The sequence below is a fragment of the Paenibacillus wynnii genome (assembly GCF_000757885.1).
GTDB classification, from domain to species: domain Bacteria; phylum Bacillota; class Bacilli; order Paenibacillales; family Paenibacillaceae; genus Paenibacillus_AQ; species Paenibacillus_AQ wynnii.
On record NZ_JQCR01000003.1, the window covers coordinates 2,447,684 to 2,466,684 of the forward strand.

The 19,001-nt window shown below is 43.3% G+C and carries 14 protein-coding genes; all 14 read right to left on the reverse strand.

From position 1 onward, the window contains the following. Positions 1-11: 11 nt before the first annotated feature. Entirely contained in the window at positions 12-1,004 is a 993-nt protein-coding gene (locus tag PWYN_RS26770; RefSeq protein ID WP_036658333.1) for an aminoglycoside phosphotransferase family protein, read from the reverse strand. Positions 1,005-1,459: 455 nt separating this feature from the next. Then, positions 1,460-2,413 (reverse strand): RluA family pseudouridine synthase, encoded by a 954-nt coding sequence (locus PWYN_RS26775; protein WP_420805807.1) that lies wholly within the window; start codon positions 2,411-2,413, stop codon positions 1,460-1,462. Further along, complete coding sequence (hemL, locus tag PWYN_RS26780) at positions 2,410-3,711, reverse strand: glutamate-1-semialdehyde 2,1-aminomutase (protein WP_036658338.1); 1,302 nt, start codon at positions 3,709-3,711, stop codon at positions 2,410-2,412. The genes PWYN_RS26775 and hemL overlap by 4 nt, the downstream gene beginning before the upstream one ends. 26 nt (positions 3,712-3,737) lie before the next feature. Further along, positions 3,738-4,736 carry a porphobilinogen synthase gene (hemB, locus tag PWYN_RS26785; protein ID WP_036658340.1) on the reverse strand — a complete coding sequence of 333 codons (999 nt, stop codon included), beginning with the start codon at positions 4,734-4,736 and terminating at the stop codon, positions 3,738-3,740. 472 nt (positions 4,737-5,208) lie between these two features. Next, positions 5,209-6,756 (reverse strand): uroporphyrinogen-III C-methyltransferase, encoded by a 1,548-nt coding sequence (gene cobA / locus PWYN_RS26790; protein ID WP_036658342.1) that lies wholly within the window; start codon positions 6,754-6,756, stop codon positions 5,209-5,211. 5 nt (positions 6,757-6,761) lie between these two features. Further along, positions 6,762-7,736, reverse strand: coding sequence for a hydroxymethylbilane synthase (hemC, locus tag PWYN_RS26795; protein ID WP_036658345.1), 975 nt, complete (start codon positions 7,734-7,736; stop codon positions 6,762-6,764). Between the two features lie 2 nt (positions 7,737-7,738). Further along, the gene (locus PWYN_RS26800; RefSeq protein WP_036658347.1) at positions 7,739-8,386 is read right to left on the reverse strand and encodes a precorrin-2 dehydrogenase/sirohydrochlorin ferrochelatase family protein; all 648 of its coding nucleotides are present in this window, start codon (positions 8,384-8,386) and stop codon (positions 7,739-7,741) included. 5 nt (positions 8,387-8,391) lie between these two features. Next, complete coding sequence (gene ccsA / locus PWYN_RS26805; protein ID WP_036658349.1) at positions 8,392-9,219, reverse strand: cytochrome c biogenesis protein CcsA; 828 nt, start codon at positions 9,217-9,219, stop codon at positions 8,392-8,394. A gap of 4 nt (positions 9,220-9,223) precedes the next feature. Continuing rightward, entirely contained in the window at positions 9,224-10,624 is a 1,401-nt protein-coding gene (gene hemA, locus PWYN_RS26810) for a glutamyl-tRNA reductase (protein WP_036658351.1), read from the reverse strand. 225 nt (positions 10,625-10,849) lie between these two features. Next, on the reverse strand, positions 10,850-13,276 hold the full coding sequence (locus PWYN_RS28395; RefSeq protein ID WP_052088437.1) for an S-layer homology domain-containing protein: 2,427 nt from the start codon (positions 13,274-13,276) through the stop codon (positions 10,850-10,852). Between the two features lie 196 nt (positions 13,277-13,472). Beyond that, positions 13,473-14,114: a YdcF family protein gene (locus tag PWYN_RS26820; RefSeq protein WP_084146953.1), complete on the reverse strand. Its 642-nt coding sequence runs from the start codon at positions 14,112-14,114 to the stop codon at positions 13,473-13,475. 72 nt (positions 14,115-14,186) lie between these two features. Beyond that, positions 14,187-15,422: a nucleotide sugar dehydrogenase gene (locus tag PWYN_RS26825; protein WP_036658353.1), complete on the reverse strand. Its 1,236-nt coding sequence runs from the start codon at positions 15,420-15,422 to the stop codon at positions 14,187-14,189. 199 nt (positions 15,423-15,621) lie between these two features. After that, a complete protein-coding gene (locus tag PWYN_RS26830; protein WP_036658355.1) occupies positions 15,622-17,706 on the reverse strand; it encodes a heparinase II/III family protein in 2,085 nt (694 codons plus the stop codon). Then, on the reverse strand, positions 17,703-18,974 hold the full coding sequence (locus PWYN_RS26835; protein ID WP_036658359.1) for an oligosaccharide flippase family protein: 1,272 nt from the start codon (positions 18,972-18,974) through the stop codon (positions 17,703-17,705). The genes PWYN_RS26830 and PWYN_RS26835 overlap by 4 nt, the downstream gene beginning before the upstream one ends. Positions 18,975-19,001 lie beyond the last annotated feature (27 nt).

Genomic DNA, 19,001 nt, shown 5'->3' on the forward strand with positions numbered 1-19,001 from the left:
AGTAATCGAATTCATCCCGTCACATCCAAATGGTCATTATTCTGACGCAATTTCGCCAAGCATTCTTTCAGATGATCGCACGCCCACTTTTCCTGGTCCTTGTTGACATATTGTCTGTTCGTCACTTCAATGGCGTTGATCAGGAAATAATAAATATCATATAGCAGCCTTCTGCTCTTTTCTTCGGATGTACCGAGCATTTCCAGTCCATACCCTTCATTGAAAGCGTCTTTATAAGCCAGGTTATTAAAATTGAATTCGATAAGCGGATCACCCCAAAAAGCTCTTTCCCAATCTATAACTCCGACTATTTCCATTCGGTCATTGATAATGACGTTTCCATCCCACAAATCATAGTGAATGAGGCGGGGTTCGATTACCAAGTCTAGAGAAGAATAATTACTTTCGAGCAGGTCGTAGATTTCGTTATAGCCCACCTGCAGTGTAACGTTCAGCTCTATCCCATCCTTCAAAATGTCACAGATCCTTTTATCAAAGGCCTCTCTCCATGAAAAAGTCTGTTTGTCATGCTTGTGGATATGCCCGAACCGTTCCCCTTTGATCTCATTGATTTTTCTGGCAAACGTACCGATTTCCCTGTCGATCCGCTTGTGTTCTTCTTCCGTCAAATTTGGTCTAAGCTCCAGCATGGACACACCTTCTATCATTTCCATTATGAAATATTCACAAGGAAGGATTTCCTTGGACTGATCGAAGAAGTGAACCTTGGGAACGGGAATTCCGTGGGAAGACATAAGCTCCATAACCAGTACTTCTGTTTCTAAGATGTTCTCCTCAAAGCGGAGTACCTTTGTTTCTGGCGATGGTGCAACCTTAAGAATGTAATCCATATCTTTATTAATACTGATCCGGTAGGCAGTATTAAAGAATCCACCCTTCAACTCTTCAAGCGTTGTGATGAGGGCTTTCTCCCCAAATGCCCGCTTGATAATACTCACTATTTCCTTTTCGCTAAGTTTTGGTTGCGTAGCACTATGACTCATAAACAATCCTCCTTAAGGTTAATTCCCCTTGAACTATTCTACGAAAGAAGAGTACCCCATCTATGCTGAATAGATTGAGGTACCTTTCATTAGCGAAGTTTCAATTACAAATTACATTTATATGGTTAAAATGTCAACATATTTATTTGTCATATGCACATAAAACTTTTACATAATTTTATGATTTCAATTATAATTTGTTCATTTGTTTATTTCAGTCAACAAGATAATAAAACGAACAATTGAAATACACATTTAACTGGAATTTCTGCAGTTAATGTAGCCAGGCAGTTATAATCACTGAATGAAATGTATTTGTGCTTTTGATTACGACTTTTCAGCATAAGTTGCCCCGTGGATATATCCGCACGACAAAAAGGACCAAAAGCAGCCTCGGCTGAACTTTTGATCCTTTTAAGTAATACAGTAATAATCACTTCGCTGTAAAAATTAACTCAAGAGTGTGATTTTCCGCTCAACTGGTCACGCAACCGTTCCATATCGTCCGGTAGCGGATCGATAATTTCCAGCTTTTCTCCACTCCAAGGATGCCTGAAGGTGAGGGATTCGCCATGCAGTGCTTGGCGGCCAAATTCCGGCTTGTTCGTCCCGATCCCGGTTCCGGCTCCACCCTCCCCATACAATTCATCCCCTATCAAAGGATGACCCGCATGGCTCAGATGGACGCGGATTTGGTGAGTCCGCCCGGTTTCCAACTGGACATGCAGCAGAGTAGCCTCGTTCAACGGTTCCCGTCCCACGATTCGTGTGAGCGCCTGCTGCCCTCCAGGGGACACTCTTCGGCGAGCGGCATGATGACGGTCACGGCCTATCGGCTGATCGATAACCTTGAGTCCCGGTGATACTTTCCCTTTTACGATGGCGACATACAACCGTGAAATGGTCTTCTCACGCATCTCTTCATCGAGAACAAGCTGTGCGAACTCATTCTTAGCATAAAGAACAGGTCCCGTAGTATCCTTGTCCAACCGATGGATATGACGTACTGCAATGGATTCCCCCGTTGAAGCATAATGCGCCGCAACCAAATGATCCAACGTTACTCCCTTACCACTTCCATCAGGATGAACTGCGACTCCCGCTGGTTTATGAACCACTAGGCAAAAGTCATCCTCATGCAGGACTTGTACCTCTTCCCAGATGGGTTCGATACCCGCTTCCTTCTCGGGAAACAGAGCCAAACGCAGCCGATCACCCTTCCACTGAATCCCGCCCTCTCGTCGTAGGCGTACATGCAGCTTCTCGGGCATACGCACCGTTTCCAGCAGCCACTTATCTATCGCAGCTTCTTTATCTTCCGCTCCGGTGATAACTTTTCCAGGAGTAGCCTCCAGCCACTCCCCGCGTCTTGTCCAGCGTCCGCCGCCTGCGCCTTCCAAGCTCATCATAAGGACCTCAGGGCACGATAATGCCCTTCAATCGTATCATCGATGTCCTGTTCACTATGCGCAGCCGATACAAACATGCCCTCAAACTGAGAAGGAGGCACACTAATTCCCTGACCCAGCATTTCTCCGAAATACCGGCGGAAAGTATCCAGATTGCTTGCCTTAGCCGTATCATAATTAGTAACAGGTCCCTCTGTGAAAAAAGGACATACCATGGAGCCTACACGGTTAATGGTTAAAGGGATTCCGACATCTAGCGCGTTCCGCTTCAGCCCTTGCTCTAGACGGCTTCCCAAACTTTCCAATCGATCGTAGACTTCAGAAGTGAGCAGCTTGAGTGTGGTCAGACCGGCAGCCATGGCAAGCGGATTGCCGCTAAGTGTTCCGGCCTGGTAGATCGGCCCCGAAGGAGCCATTTTTTCCATAATATCTCTGCGTCCGCCATAAGCACCCACCGGCAGCCCACCACCGATGACTTTGCCGAAGCAGGTAAGATCCGGAGTTATTCCGAACAGTCCTTGTGCGCTGCTGAATCCGACACGGAAACCCGTCATCACCTCGTCAAATATAAGCAAGGCGCCATATCCCGTAGTAACCTTACGCAATCCCTCCAAGAACCCCGGCTGCGGCGGTACGACACCCATGTTCCCCGCAATCGGCTCAACGATAATCGCTGCAATTTCATTGCCGTAGCGTTCGAAGGCCACCTTAACGGCTTCGAGATCGTTATAAGGTACGGTAATTGTGTTCATAGCCACACCTTCGGGAACCCCCGGACTGTCAGGCAATCCCAGTGTTGCCACACCGGAACCGGCCTTAATCAGTAGGCTGTCCGCATGACCATGATATGATCCTTCGAATTTCAAAATTTTACTGCGGCCCGTGAAGCCCCGTGCTAAGCGGATTGCGCTCATCGTTGCTTCCGTACCGGAATTCACCATGCGCACGATATCCACTGAAGGAACACGGGCAACGACGGTCTTAGCCATCTCTGTTTCCATAAGCGTTGGCGCACCGAAGCTTGTCCCTTTTACCGCTGTCTCCTGCAGTGCCTTAACTACATCCGGATGTGCATGGCCCATAATAAGCGGTCCCCATGAACAGACATAGTCGATAAAGGTATTACCATCGATATCGTAGATCCGCGAACCTTCGCCCCGGTCTACATAAATCGGCGTCAAGCCCACTGATTTGAACGCCCGAACAGGGCTGTTCACACCGCCGGGAATATACTGTTTTGCCTCTTCAAAAGCGTTCCGGGAAGCCTCTTCCCGTCGAGCAACACGTTCTATGGTCATCTTTAATCACTCCTATTCTGTTCTTATTAATCACGCAGCCAACGGGCAGCATCCTTCGAGAAGTAAGTAATAATAATATCCGCGCCCGCACGCTTCATACCGGTCAGCATTTCCAGCACAATTCTTTTCTCATCGATCCAGCCTTGCTTCGCAGCCGCCTTCACCATGGAATATTCGCCGCTGACGTTGTAAGCAACTAGGGGAAGATCGAAGTTATCTCGGATCGTCCGAATGACATCGAGGTAAGCGAGCGCCGGTTTGACCATCAGCATATCCGCGCCCTCAAGCACATCCGACTCCGCTTCACGGATTGCTTCCCGCAGATTGGCAGGGTCCATCTGATAGGTTTTCCGATCACCGAATTGCGGTGCAGAATCGGCAGCCTCGCGGAATGGGCCGTAGAAGGCCGAAGCGTATTTTACAGAGTAAGCCATAATAGGCAAATGCTCAAAACCGGCCTCGTCCAATCCCGCCCGAATCGCGGCTACATATCCGTCCATCATATTGGAAGGGGCGATGATATCCGCTCCCGCCTTTGCTTGCGATACAGCCGTACGGGTAAGCAGTTCCAATGAAGGATCATTAAGCACATCCCCGTGTACAACTCCATCTACAGTATGCGTATGTACCATCCCACAGTGTCCATGATCCGTAAATTCACACAGACAAGTATCTGCAATAACCAGCAGCTCAGGGTACCATTTCTTGATGAGGCGTGTAGCCTCTTGCACAATTCCAAACTCATCAAACCCGGAAGAACCCACCGCGTCCTTAGTTTCCGGGATCCCGAATAACAGTACAGCTGGGATTCCCAGTTCAACGATTTCGTCCACTTCTTCCTTAAGGGTGTCCAGCGAGAAATGATACACACCGGGCATAGAGCTAATCTCAGTCTTCACACCTGTACCGTAAGTTACAAAGATTGGTTGTACAAAATCCAGCACATGCAGCATCGTCTCCCGAACCATTCCGCGAATGCCCGCAGAACCCCGTAAACGGCGATGACGTGTAATAGGAAAACTCATTTTGCTTCCTCCCGAATGTATAGTATTTATTAAAGATAAACGTTGAAATTTAGTTCAGGCAGTCCAATTGAAGCCGAATTAACCTCTTGTGGACCCGATATGTTTGTTTGTTTGGATGTTCGGTTGGTTATTTGGTTGTTGGTATGGAGGAATAACTGCACTTTATACATCTATTCCCTCAGGTTGAGCCCTTGAGTTCGGTTTAATTGCACTTTTTACAACTAAAAGGTGCCAGCAGAGGGATTTACCCCCAAAATCGAGAAAATAGATGTATCGAATACATTTAAAGTTTGTTTTAGCCACCAAACGTGGATTATAGATGTACAAAGTGCAACTAAAATAACTAAAGTACGACTAAAGTTACTAAAGTAACTAATGTGCTACCAATGCGCAACTAAAGTGACTAAGAATCTAATGTGCTACCAATGCGATCTAAACTGCAACTAAATCCACCCTAACTCCCAACAACACCCTATATCCGCTTCGTCTCCGCGTTCCAGCGGCACAATTCATCTACAAGTCCATCTATTGTCGCTTCAGGCGCAAGCAGCCCCGGCGTAAGTCCCGCCTCGATGGCTGTCTTCTCCGTAATGGGGCCGATGCAAGCAATTTTGACATTGGAAAGGAGCGGCAGCGGATCTTCCAGACCCATCCGTCTCAGGATCTCCAGGAAATTGTGGACTGTCGAAGAACTGGTGAAGGTTACAGCGTGAATGCGGCCTTCCTCCAACAGCTTAAGCAGTTCATCATCGTCTTCGCCGGTCACTACAGTTTCGTACGTATCCGCTACTGTCACCAGAAGACCCAGCTCCTTAAGCTTGTCCGGCAACCAATCACGGGCCAAGTCGCCGCGCGGCAGCAGAACCTTCTGCCCCGGCAGCAGCTCTGCTCCGAGTGTCTCAATGAGGCTTTCGGCCTGAAAACGGGCCGGAAGCTCTTCTGTCATCAGTCCCCGTACAGCTAATGCCTCAGCGGTAGCAGGTCCTACTGCTGCAATCCGCGCATGGAACAATCCGCGGATATCCACGCCGAGCTCCGTTAAGTGGCGGAAGAAGAACTCCACTCCGTTCACACTCGTGAAGAACACCCAGTCGTATGTCTCTAATACGGTAAGAGCGGCGGCTATCTCCACCTTCTTCTCTTCATCTCTAGGCATAACGGTCTCAATGACCGGGAACTCATAAGGTTCTCCGCCCAGATCATCAATTCGATCCACAAGCTCACTCGCTTGGCTGCGCGCCCGGGTAACCACGATACGCTTACCGAACAGCGGCATAGTCTCCGCCCACATTAACTGCTCACGCTGGAGCACCACATCACCGACAACGATGACCGCAGGCGGCTGGAAATTAGCGGCGGTAACCTTCGCCTCAATGTCGGCAAGCGTGCCGATCAAGGTCTCCTGCTCCGCCCGAGTACCCCAACGCACAAGCGCCACCGGAGTTTCCGGCGGCCGTCCATGTTTGATTAGCTGTCCGCTGATATAACCAATCTTGGCTACACCCATCAGGAATACAAGGGTTCCCGTTGCGTTCGTCAGCTTCTCCCAATTGATGGAGTAATCCAGCTTCTCCGGGTTCTCATGACCGGTAATGATGGACAGAGAGGAGGTATGATCGCGGTGAGTAACAGGAATACCTGCATAGGCCGGCACGCTGATGGCAGAGGTAATTCCCGGAACGATCTCATAAGGAATTCCATGCTGCCGCAGAAGTCCGGCTTCCTCGCCAACGCGGCCAAAGATTGTAGGGTCGCCCCCTTTTAAGCGGACAACGGTTTTACCCTGAAGGGCTAGATCCACAAGAAGTTGATTAATCTCCTCCTGCTTCATCGTATGCCGATCCGGGCGTTTGCCTACATAGATCTTCTCCCCGCCGGGCTTCATCCATTTCAAGAGTCTCGGACTCGCCAGCCGATCATATACGAGCACATCGCCTTTTTTGATGCAATCCAGACCCTTCACCGTAATCAGCTTCGCATCTCCAGGACCTGCACCCACTAAATATACTTTCCCCGTCATTTCCCTCATCCCCTTACATCTGCCAAAATCTTCTCTGCTCCTTGGGCGATCAGCTTCTTCGCTACCTCTTCACCCAGCGCAACCGGGTCCATACCCGTACAAGTTTCTTTCAAAATCGTCTTGCCGTCCGGCGTTCCCACCATGCCCGTTAACGATAAAGTCCGCACAACACCCTGACTGGATACGATCTCCACATCAGACGAATTCTCATCGGTATTCCATACCGCAAAGGCCCCGATAGGTACCTGACATCCACCGTTCAGCACTCCAAGAAAAGTGCGCTCTGCCTTGACCGTTATTGAAGTATTCTCATCATTATAGAGAGCCAACAGGCTCCGAAGCTCGCTGTCGTCCTCACGGCACTCAATTCCCAGCGCACCTTGACCTACGGCGGGCAGGCAAATCTCCGTTGCCAAATACTCACTTACACGGTCTTCCCAGCCCATACGCGCAAGCCCTGCGGCTGCGAGCAGGATGGCGTCATACTCGCCGCTCTCCAGCCTGCGCAGACGGGAATCAATATTTCCGCGAATCGATTCAATCACCAGATCAGGCCGTAACGCGGCAAGCTGACTGGAGCGGCGCAGACTGCTTGTGCCTACGCGCGCACCCTGCGGCAGCTCCGCCAGACTAACGCCTCCCACTGAAATGATACAGTCCCGTGGATCTGCCCGTCTGGGTACCGCACCATTCATAAGGCCTTCGGGCAGCTCGGAGGGCATATCCTTCATACTGTGCACCGCCATGTCGATTTCCTTATCCAGCATCGCCTGCTCGATCTCCTTGACGAACAGCCCTTTTCCGCCGACTTTGGATAAGGTGACATCGAGGATGCGGTCCCCTTTAGTAATGATTTTCCGCACCTCAAATGTAAAGGGAAATCCATGTTCCCGGCTTAGCTTTTCCAGATCTGCAATGACCTGCCCGGTTTGGGTTAATGCCAGCGCGCTTTGTCTGCTGCCCACAATAATCGTTCGCATCTCTATTCCTCCCGATGATGTGCAATCCAGGCTTCAACAGCCTCCGGACTCCACTCTATAAAGGTACCCTGTCTAATCTTATTCAACACATCCAACGTGCCAAGTTTCCTAAGAAGCCTGCTGCGGACCTCATGAGATTCCTCCCGTTGCTTGATTTCCGTACGCATATGATGTAAAAATTCCAAATATGGCCCATATTCCTCACCGAGGGTTTCTTCTAATAATCCTCTGATCTCGGCAGCCGCTCCGGGGCCTGCACCGGAAGTAGAAACCGCCACCGTTAACCGCCCACGTCGAACAACACCGGGCGTAATAAAGCTCCCCCGTTCGGCTTCGCTCGCCACATTCACAGGAATGCCGTAAGCGTGCGCTTCCTCAGCCACTTTCCTGTTCACCTCAACATCATTACTTGCCGCATATACCAGAAAGGCTCCTCGGATATCTCCGGGAGCATATACCCGCTTTGACCAGGTCAATGCACTTTCCTCAGCGAGCTTTGCAAGACCATCCGTAATAGAAGGACTCACTACAGTAACCGAGGCACCGGCTTCAAGCAATCCCAGCACTTTACGCTCAGCAATCCTTCCGCCGCCGATAACCACACAACGTTGTCCGTGACAATCCAGCATAATGGGCAAGTAAACGGTCATCTGGGTCACTCCCCATTCCAACGGTGTAATTCAGACCAAGAGTTCAATAAGAAATTGAGAATAATAAATCCATAACCGCCTAACGCAAAACGTGCCATGATCACTCCGCTCCGCCGACTCGAAATTTTCAGTATAAGATAGCATATGTAAATCCCAAGCCCGATAAGCGTGGATAATACTTTTAAATCCTGCAACAAAGGCAGTCGCCCTTCGATAACAATAGAAATCCCGGCTACGATTAGCGACCCCATCAGCAGCGGCGTACCCACCAATATAGATATATAAGAGTATTTGTTCAAAGTCTCCAGACTTGGCAGACGGCGAAGCCGGTCATTCCACTGCTTTCCCTTCAGCCGGTTATGGAGGAAGAGATACAGAATCGCGAATACCGTACCCAGTGTTAATGCCGCAAAGCTGAGGTTAGCCAGAATAATATGCATCGCCAGCCAGCCGTGAACCGCACTCCAACTCTGTAAGCTGTGATCCACCGCAGTCAGCCACACTCGATTCAGCAAAAAAGCACTAAAACCCGCTACACTCAGCAAAAGAACCGTAAACTCTCCCTTACGTCTATACGCCACAACAAGAGAGATCAACACGATGCTGAAGGAGAACCAGAACAGGAAATCATACGGTGTAAAAATAGGCAGTCCCGCCTCCTGAGCGAAGCGAATACCGAGGCCAACACCCTGAAGCACAGCCACAACGGCAAGAAGCCCCGTACCTAACCGCTTCCCGCTCGGACTCCGACGGAGGCAATCCGAGAAATAAAACAGCAGGCTCAGGGCATACAGCATCAAAGCGGCATCGTATATTCCGTTAAGTAAAACCATAATGTCACCCGCCGAACAAGCTTGCCGGAGCAAGCGTTGTTTTTGGCATCATAGAGTCGCCGCCGGCTGACCCTTTGTCACCTGCCTGTAAGCTTTTAGAGGCAGAAGTGGTAGTTTTTTCATCCGGTCCAGCGTCCAACTGCTCCTGGAGTGCGAATATTTTGGAAAAGTAATCCAAAGCCTCGTTGCCTTTTTTGCCTCCGGACATCTCCTTGATGACATTAATCGGATCATGCATCATCTGATTGACAATGCTTTTGGTTAAGCGGCGAATAACCTTACGCTGGTGCTCGTCCAGTTCAGGCAGCTTATTGAACAGACTCTCCATGGTTTCTTCATGAATCGTGTTCGATTTATCCTGAAGCGCACGAATGACAGGTCTCACCCCAAGCGTCTTCAGCCATTGATAAAATTCAGCCATTTCTTCATTGATCATAATCTCAATCTTGGCGGCCTCACTCCGGCGCATCTCCAGATTGCTCTCGACAATACCCTCTAAGTCATCAATATCATACAGGAATACACCCGGCAAATTAGCTGCTGCAGGATCAATGTCACGCGGAACTGCAATATCAATCATGAAAAGAGGACGGTTCGGACGGCGTTTCATTCCATCTGCCACCTTCTGGGCTGAGAGGATATATCCATCAGCTCCCGTTGAACTGATCACGATATCGACTTCATCCAGATGCTTCAATGCGTCTTCAATCGTACTCGGCTTACCCGAGAATTTCTCTGCCAATTCTACTGCACGGGACAATGTGCGGTTAGCCACAATGACTTCTGCCGCACCGCTGCTGTAGAGATGCTTAACCGTCAGCTCGCTCATTTTGCCGGCGCCGAGAATCAGCACTCTTTTACCCGTGAACATACCGAATATACGCTTGCCCAGCTCCACAGCCGCATAGCTGACTGAAACTGCGCTCTCGCCGATGGATGTCTCACTGTGCGCACGCTTACCGAGCGTTACCGCCTGCTTGAACAGTCGGTTGAACCAAGTACCCGTAACCCCTTCACCCTGTGCGGTCAAAAAAGAGCTGCGAACCTGTCCCAGGATCTGCGTCTCGCCAATCACCATGGAATCCAGACCGCAGGTCACACGGAATAAATGGGCGATCGCCTGCTCATCTTCATATATATACATATGCTGCATAAATTGCTCACTCTTAACCCCAAACCATTGCTCCATAAAATTGCGTATGAAGTAACCGCACATATGAAGACGATCCACGACCACATAAATTTCCGTACGGTTGCAGGTCGCAACGATGACCCCTTCCAGAACACTCTTCGTCTGCATCAACTGATGGAGAGCTGCCGGCAAGTCCTTCTCCGCAAAAGCGAACAATTCTCTAACCGCCACGGGCGCCGTACGGTAATTCAGGCCAACGACGACGATATGCATCGCAAGTTCACCATCCTAATCATTTTCGCTTTCATATCCTACGTAATCAATGTGTTAAGTATATCACAGGCAAATCGGACATTTTACAAATTTTTTGAACGCTTTATGAAATTCAGATAATAATTATTATAAATAAAAAAACCATGGGGGTTCCATGGTTTAGGATTCGTAAGTTTGAACTTTGTTAGTAAGGTATATCTTGTGAGAAGTTTTGGCGTTCTCTTATTACGGGGTATATACTACCTTTTTCTCCACAGTTGTCACTTTGCCGAATTTGTTCGTCACTTTAAAGACAAAGAAGTTATCGCCTTCCACTAAAGTAACCGATTGGTTAAAGCTTCCGTAACTGCCTACCAGCTTGTCATTCAAGTAGATCTTTGGATTGCTGTCATTGGAATCACTTGCACTACCAGTGAATGTTAGTTGCTTGCTGCTCGTTGTCTCAGGGATATAATCGAGATCTAATTTAGGTGATCCAATCACAAAGACGATTTTTTTAGTAATGACCTCAGAGCTTTTGCCTAATCGGTTCAGAGCTTTGAATGTAAAGATATTCTCCCCTTCTACTAGGGTTACCTCTTTATTAAAAGTACCGTAGCTGCCCACAAGTAGGTCATTCATATAAATTTTTGGATTGCTGTCATTACTATCTGTAGCTTGACCGCTTAATGTGATTCTGGAGCTGCTGCTCGTTTCGGGAATGGAGTCTAAAGTCAGTTCAGGCCCGCCGACAGTGAATACAACTGTCTTCGTTATTAGCGCTGAACTTTTACCCAAATTGTTCGTAGCTTTAAAGGTGAATACGTTCTCCCCTTCCTTTAAAGTCACCGTTTTGCTGAAGGTTCCATAACTGCCTACTAGTTGATCATTCATATAAATCTTTGGATAGCTGTCATTCGTATCACTAGCCTGACCGCTTATCGTAATCGTGGAACTACTGCTCGTCTCGGGAATATTATCAAGTGTAAGCACGGGCACGCCGACGGTGAAGGTAACCGTCTTTGTAATTACAGAAGAGCTTTTGCCCAAATTGTTGGTAGCTTTAAAGGTGAATACGTTCTCCCCTTCCTTTAAAGTCACAGTCTTGCTAAAGGTTCCATAACTGCCTACAAGCTGATCGTTAAGATAAATCTTAGGATAGCTGTCATTCTTATCAGTTGCCTTACCACTTAGTGTAATCGTTGTGCTGTTGCTTGTTTCGGGAATCATATCCAGAGTAATTACGGGTCCTCCAACGGTGAAAGTGATCGTCTTCGTAATTACTGTAGAGCTTTTACCCAAGCTGTTCGTAGCCTTAAATCGGAAGACATTCTCCCCTTCATTCAGGGTAACCGTCTTGCTGAAGCTGCCATAACTGCCAACAAGCTGATCGTTGATATAGATCTTAGGATAGCTGTCATTCTTATCCGTTGCTTTACCTGTGAGGGTAACGGTGGACGAGCTGCTCGTTTCCGGGACCAGATCCAGAGTCAACTCCGGTCCGCCTAAAGTGACTATAATTTGCTTCTCTACAACTACTTGCTTATCGTATTTATTAACCGCAGTTACCACAATCGTATTAACCCCTTCTTTCAGGGTTAGGTCTGCACTCCAGGTTCCGTTATAGGAGATATAGACCTCTTTATTATTGATCGTAACACTTGGGTTAGTGTCACTGTCATCCGTAACTTTACCGCTGATCTTCACGTTGAGTTGGCTGGCTGAATCAGGAGCCGTTACCGTCAACTTAGGACCTGTGGTCTGATAAGTTACATTCTTGGTAACAGTCTTCGAGCGTCCGTTCGGCAACACAACCTTGAACACGAATTCATAGACACGTTCTCCCTCGCTCAAGCTGTAAGCTTCTGCGAATGAACCGTTGAGGTTCTCAACTTCTTTATTATTGATATACACCTTCGCACCTGATGTAGCTTTACCGGAGATTCGGAGAGTACTGCTGGAAACCTTCTCCGGCATTTGCACATCCAACAGAACATCCTTGGTAGCGCTGGTATAGGATGATTTCAGAACCCGATATAACAGCGTAGCAACCGATGCTCTATTAATAGGGCTTGTTGGCTTAAAGGTTCCATCCGGAAACCCCATAATCAGCTTATTGTCAACCGCCACAGCCACCTCATTGGCTAACTGGGGAGAGACCTCATCATAGTCGTAGAATTTATTGCCCAGAATGGAGTCCGCATTTACATTGTCAGTGTCCAGTGCCATCGCACGAACCAAAGCAACCGCAACATCCTCCCTCGTAGCATTCGCTTGAGGATCGAAGAACGGCTTGCCTTTTATAGGAAAGTACCCCGTAAGATAATCCTTAGAGGCTTCTACATATACATAAGCCCATGATGACGAATTCACATCCGAAAAAGTCTGCGTAGCTGCACTATCTACATCCAGACCAAAAGTAAGTGTAATTAACTTGGCTAATTGTTCACGGGTAATCGGCGCCTCCGGCTTAAACGTTCCGTCCGGATTCCCCGAGATGATCCCCTGACTACTCATGCTCTCAATAGCTTCATTAGCCCAGTAGGTTTCCTTCACATCCACGAAGACCACTGTCGTCTGTTTCACAACCGTTGCTGCATTGGCCGTTCCTGCGAGCACTAAGGACAATAACATGAACCATACTGCCACTATATTAAACTTCTTTCCACCCAAAACCTTCGCCCCCCATATGTATCTATTCTCCCAGGACCTTTTACTCAATAAAATGATAGACAGAGCAAAAAATCCATATCAGGAAATAATTATACCTGAATATGGATTGTTATTATAGGTCTTATAGATCATATTTGGAAATATATTGTGCGTTTGTGGTGGATATAGAAATACCCGGCGAGTTATCGCCGGGTATTTAAAAGAACCAGCCCTTGATTTGATCAAGGGCATTCTTAGCTTCAGGTCCATCATAACCCAAGGCATTGCCGATCATTTTGGTATATTCGCTGAAGGTGGTCTCTCGGCTATATGAATCGCTCCACCAATGTTTGGCGTTGTAATTCGAATGCGAAGCAACGTAAGTCAGCTTGATACCGGACTTCTTATAAACATGATCAAATATAAACTTTACCCGCCGCATGTGATAATCCGAAGAAACAACGATAGCCGAAGTGAAACCGTGTTCCTTCATTATAGGCAAGGTGTACTTGGCATTATCATAAGTACTTAGCGCTGCATTCTCGGTTAGGATGGCATCTTGCGGAACGCCCATGGCAAGGGCGGTTTGAAGCATGTCCCCGGAAGCGCTAATTGATTCCTCGGCGTTGGATAACATTACATAGGGAGAATAAGCAGCTTTGAATAAATCAGCTGCAAGATCCACTCGACCAGAGTCTCCACTTAGTAAGACTATTATATCTGCTTGCTTGGGGGCATTGGTTAGAAAAAGGAAGTTTCCTGCATTGAGAATAAAAGTTAAGAGTGAAATCGAGATTATAATTAAAGGCAACCTATGTATAGACAAATTAAAGAGATTGCAGTAAGTTAATTTATTCATTCATACAATATTCCTGCTACTTGGATTTCTTGAAATTTTTTTCACCTATAAAAATATTAATAATATTTGAGATTATAACTTATAAGCGCCTTCTATATCACATATATTTTTGGTGTCTAATATAACCTTTCCTCTTAACTTTTCCATAACTTCTTTAATTTCATTGTGAGATACCATGATTACAACAAAATCAACATCAGCTAAAAAAATATCTAAGTCATGATATTGATTTTGTACAATATCTCTCTTGACATAAGGATCATACGTTTTCAGAGCAGGAGCTAAGTGCTTTTCCATTGCTTCTAATAACTGCAAAGTAGGACTTTCACGCACATCATCCACGTTATCTTTATAGGTTAATCCATATAAGCCCACTCTAGATAAGTCTTTCATTTCTTTATCTTTCATTATTTCATGAACTCTACCTAACACATACTCTGGCATTGAGTCATTTATTTTTCTTGCAGCTAATATGATATTAGCAAGTCCAGGGTAATCTCCTACCAAGAACCATGGATCTACAGAGATACAATGCCCACCAACACCGGGGCCGGGCTGGAGTATATTTACACGAGGATGCATATTTGCGATTCTTATTATTTCGTAAACATCCATTTCGTCAGAATGACAAATTTTTGTCAATTCATTTGCAAATGCAATATTTATATCTCTAAATGTATTTTCAATAACTTTCGTCATTTCAGCAGTTCTAATATCGGTTAATTCAATATCACCTTGACAAAATACTTTATACAAATCTTTTATTAATCTTCCTACTTCATTATCATCTGACCCAATAGTACGTGAGTTATGTTTCAACTCGTAGATCATATTACCAGGAATAATTCTTTCTGGTGCATGAACCAAATTAATATCTTTTCCGATCGAAAATCCATTGGCTTCTATAACAGGACGAACGGATTTGTTTATCGTACCAGGTGAAACTGTTGATTCAATTACTATTATTGCTCCTTTCGGACTTACATCCATAATACTTTTCACTGCTGACAAAACATAACTCGCATCAATTTTCTTACTGGATTTATCATAAGGAGTAGGTACCGCTACAATATATACATCTGCAGTTACATATTTAGTTGAAAATGTAATTCCCTTAGACAAGGCTTGTCTAAACAGTTCTTCAAGACCATCTTCTTCAAAAGCATTTTCACCTAATTTTAAAGTATTCACCAATTTTTCATTATAATCTGTTCCAACTACTTCGACCCCATGTGCTGCAAACATTAGTGCCGTTGGAAGGCCGATATACCCTAATCCAATAATATTAACTTTCTTATTTTTCAACATAATCATTCTCCTTATTTAATATCTAATAAAACAGCAGTATCTAGCTTGCATTCTCACTATTACTATTAGAAGTTTATAAATTATATTTGTATGATTAGTATCCATAAAAATAATTCTTAACAATTCAGCATTTTCTCTTTTTCGAAATATCATGCTGATGTTCCTCGACTTTCCAAATTAAATAAAAAAGGCAGTATTTTCATTGATAATTTATTTTCTTTTCAATGAGAAGTTTTGTATTTTTAATTCTTTTAGATAATAAGGCTCCATATCCTGAAGATGAATATTCTGCTTCTTTACAATCGTATAAAAAGGGCTTATTACTTTTATCCAATATTGTAATAACATTTTGATTTAGTTCAATTCTTCGGTAATGAACTATATCAGCGAAATATAGTATCATTCCTATTGAACAGTTAGTAAGTTCTACAATTTTACCGGTTATATTAACTTTCACACTAAAACAATCTTTTAAATTATTGGTTTCTATTCCATGGTATGGAATATTGTGTGCTTTTACACTTCTGAATTGATTCCTTCTATTAATCAAAGGGGTATATATGTAGCTTCCTTGATCACTAAAGTAATTTTCTAATCCATAACTCACTTCAAAATGTAAGAAGTCATTGTGAAGATGAGCGTTATGCATAATTCCAAGATCTGCCACGGACCGAACAAAAAGCTTGAAATTATCTAGCTCAAAAACTGCCAATCCAAAATCAGGAGAATAATTCAGTGTTGAATTCTTCAAATTTAAATTTTCAACTGGAAATATAATTTTAGTAATTTGCTTATTAATCAATGTTGATAAATTAAAATCATCAATAGATATAATAGGTTGTTGTTTGGTAAATTCAAATGCTTCATCAGAAATTAATGTTTTATTGTTTAATAACGCAATCATAATCTTGTAATCTAATGGAAATTCTTTATAGAATGTTTTTAAATAATTATATTTTGTAATTGCATATACTATTGCTAATAGCGAGTTGACACTTAACTCATTTTCATCAAAAACTTGATTATCTTTATAAAGGTCACTATAACCTGATAAATTATAGTATTTTTCCTCGTAATCCTTAACTGATAAAAACTCACCTATGAGATCTAACTTAATTAACCGCCCGCTATCATTGTCGCCTATTTGAATTATATTACCATCATGCTTTTTAGTGAGGGCAGCAAAATGTGCAGCTGAATTAAGCTTCTTCAAGAACCTCTGCTCAATTTCAACACCGTTTCTGATTAGTAACGCCATCGAATAAGCTGATATTTCAGCACTTAAACGATGATAGACCGTTGAACATTCATAGTTTCCGCCATCTTCTAAGAATTGTTTATCAAACTCACTTAAAAACTCTACAGATGCGAATTTAAACCATTTTTTTGTTTCTTTATTCTTATAATAACTAGCTACAAATAATAGCCCACAAAGATTCGATAAATAATGGTTTCCATTTTTATTTGTCACAAAGTTTAATTCTAAATTACGTATTATAAATCTTCCATGTTTCATTATCTCAGAAGAAATGTATATTTTAAATTCTTCGTCCAAAACGTTATAATTATCTATTTGTAAAAACAAATCATAGGCTATTAATATATTCACCACACGTATCGCTACTTCCATAGTGCAATTCCAGTTAACACCTTGTCCTATGGGATTACTCTCACAAAAATCAATAATTTGGAATTTAAATTCTTTTATTAAAGTCTCTCTTTTTTCGTGCATTGAAATTCCCATGAGGGCCATTTGAGGAAGATGATACATTCTTGCTAACTCCCAAGGCATTTTTAGGTCTACGCCTTCAGGCAAATTTGACGAAACTTTCGAGGCTGATTTTTCAGCATCAAATAAATAGCCTGATTTTAAATCCCTATGCCAATCAATTGGAGAGTAATTCTTGTCAACTCTCGCCTTAACAATATCAACAAATGGTCTTACAGGATCAGCTAAATATTTAACGCCCTCAATTCCAAGTACCTGAGCTTTATAGTCTGATGATATCCATCCACTTCCTAGTATATTAAAATGATGCGATAGATACTTATTACATGTAAAATTCATTAAATTTGAATCGATAGACTCATTAAATATGATCTTATAATCAATTAAGCTTTCAATTCTTAGTAATGGCATTTTTTTTTTATAACTTTTTATTTCATAACTAAAAAGCATATCGTTTAAATTAGTTTTACCCAATACCCTTTTTAAGACAATTCGCTTAACAATAGTATTGGAACGAAAAAAAAATGTCCTCAGTATTTTAATGTAAGAAATCATTTCACTGATTCTCCTTTATCCAGAAAGATAAAAAATGTAGCCGATACATTTATTATCATATGTGTAAGAATTGTTGCAACCGCAGCACCATTAATACCCCAGACAGGAATCAACATCCAATTGACCAAAACATTCACACCTAATGATGTTATAGCAAGTAAACAAAGTGTCTTATATTTTTTAGCAGCCATCATTATGCTTGTATTTGATGCAAACATATAGCTAATACCTACTCCAACACATAAAATTTTAAATGTATTTATAGCCTCATCATACTGCTCTCCGTTCATAATTGGCATAAATATATCACTAGCTAAAATAACAAACACAGAAAATGGAATAACAAATTTCCAAGTTCTTTTCAACCATATCAATGTAAATTTCTTTCGTTGCTCAATATCATCTATATATTCCTTCTTTGAAGTTCTTACTCTTAAGACAGCTTTAATAGAAGGTAATAGAGTCAGTAACAATGAATAATATTTAAAAGCAATACCATACATTGCTACATCCTTTTCCGTCATCATATTTGAAATCATAACAATATCTATCTGATTAATTACATTTAAAATTACTAGATAAATCACAATTCCAAAACTATCTTGAAGCATCAATTTTAGAATACTTCGGTTAGACAAAATTTCTTTCAGTAAAGTCCCTTTATATATACGGATAATTCCAAAAACAAAAGCAATTGAACCACAAATAACATATACAAGAAATACTTGAGTTGCTTTGACTTCTTTAAAAATAATCATTAAATATAATAATGATATTAGTATGAAAACATTTCTTAAATTATTTGTAATTCCTGATTTAACATACATTTCCCGAGACTGAAAAAAGGCTTGATTCATATTTATTAATGATAAAATAAATCCATAGAACGATGCATAAATTACAACGATAGCAGTTGTATTATAAATCCCCGTCAAAACAGGAACCAATGTTATAACTAAAAATGAAAGTATAAATATCAGTAAAGAGGACACTGCATGTAGTCCAACTGTACTTTTACCGGTTCTTGAGTATTGCTCTGTAGAGTAACGTATAAATGAAAGTGATATCCCTTCGCCGAATACCCCATAAATAAAGCTGGATAAAGCAGTGAATTTTACTATATCTGCATATTGTGAAGGTGACATTATTCTTATTAGTATAATTGTAATTACTATCATAAAAACTTTGGATAATATATCAAAGATAAACACTTGAAGAAAATCTTTCGGAACTTTTTTATGTACCTGCCCTATTAAACTCCGATTCATTCTGACCGCCCCACTTTTCTCCGAACC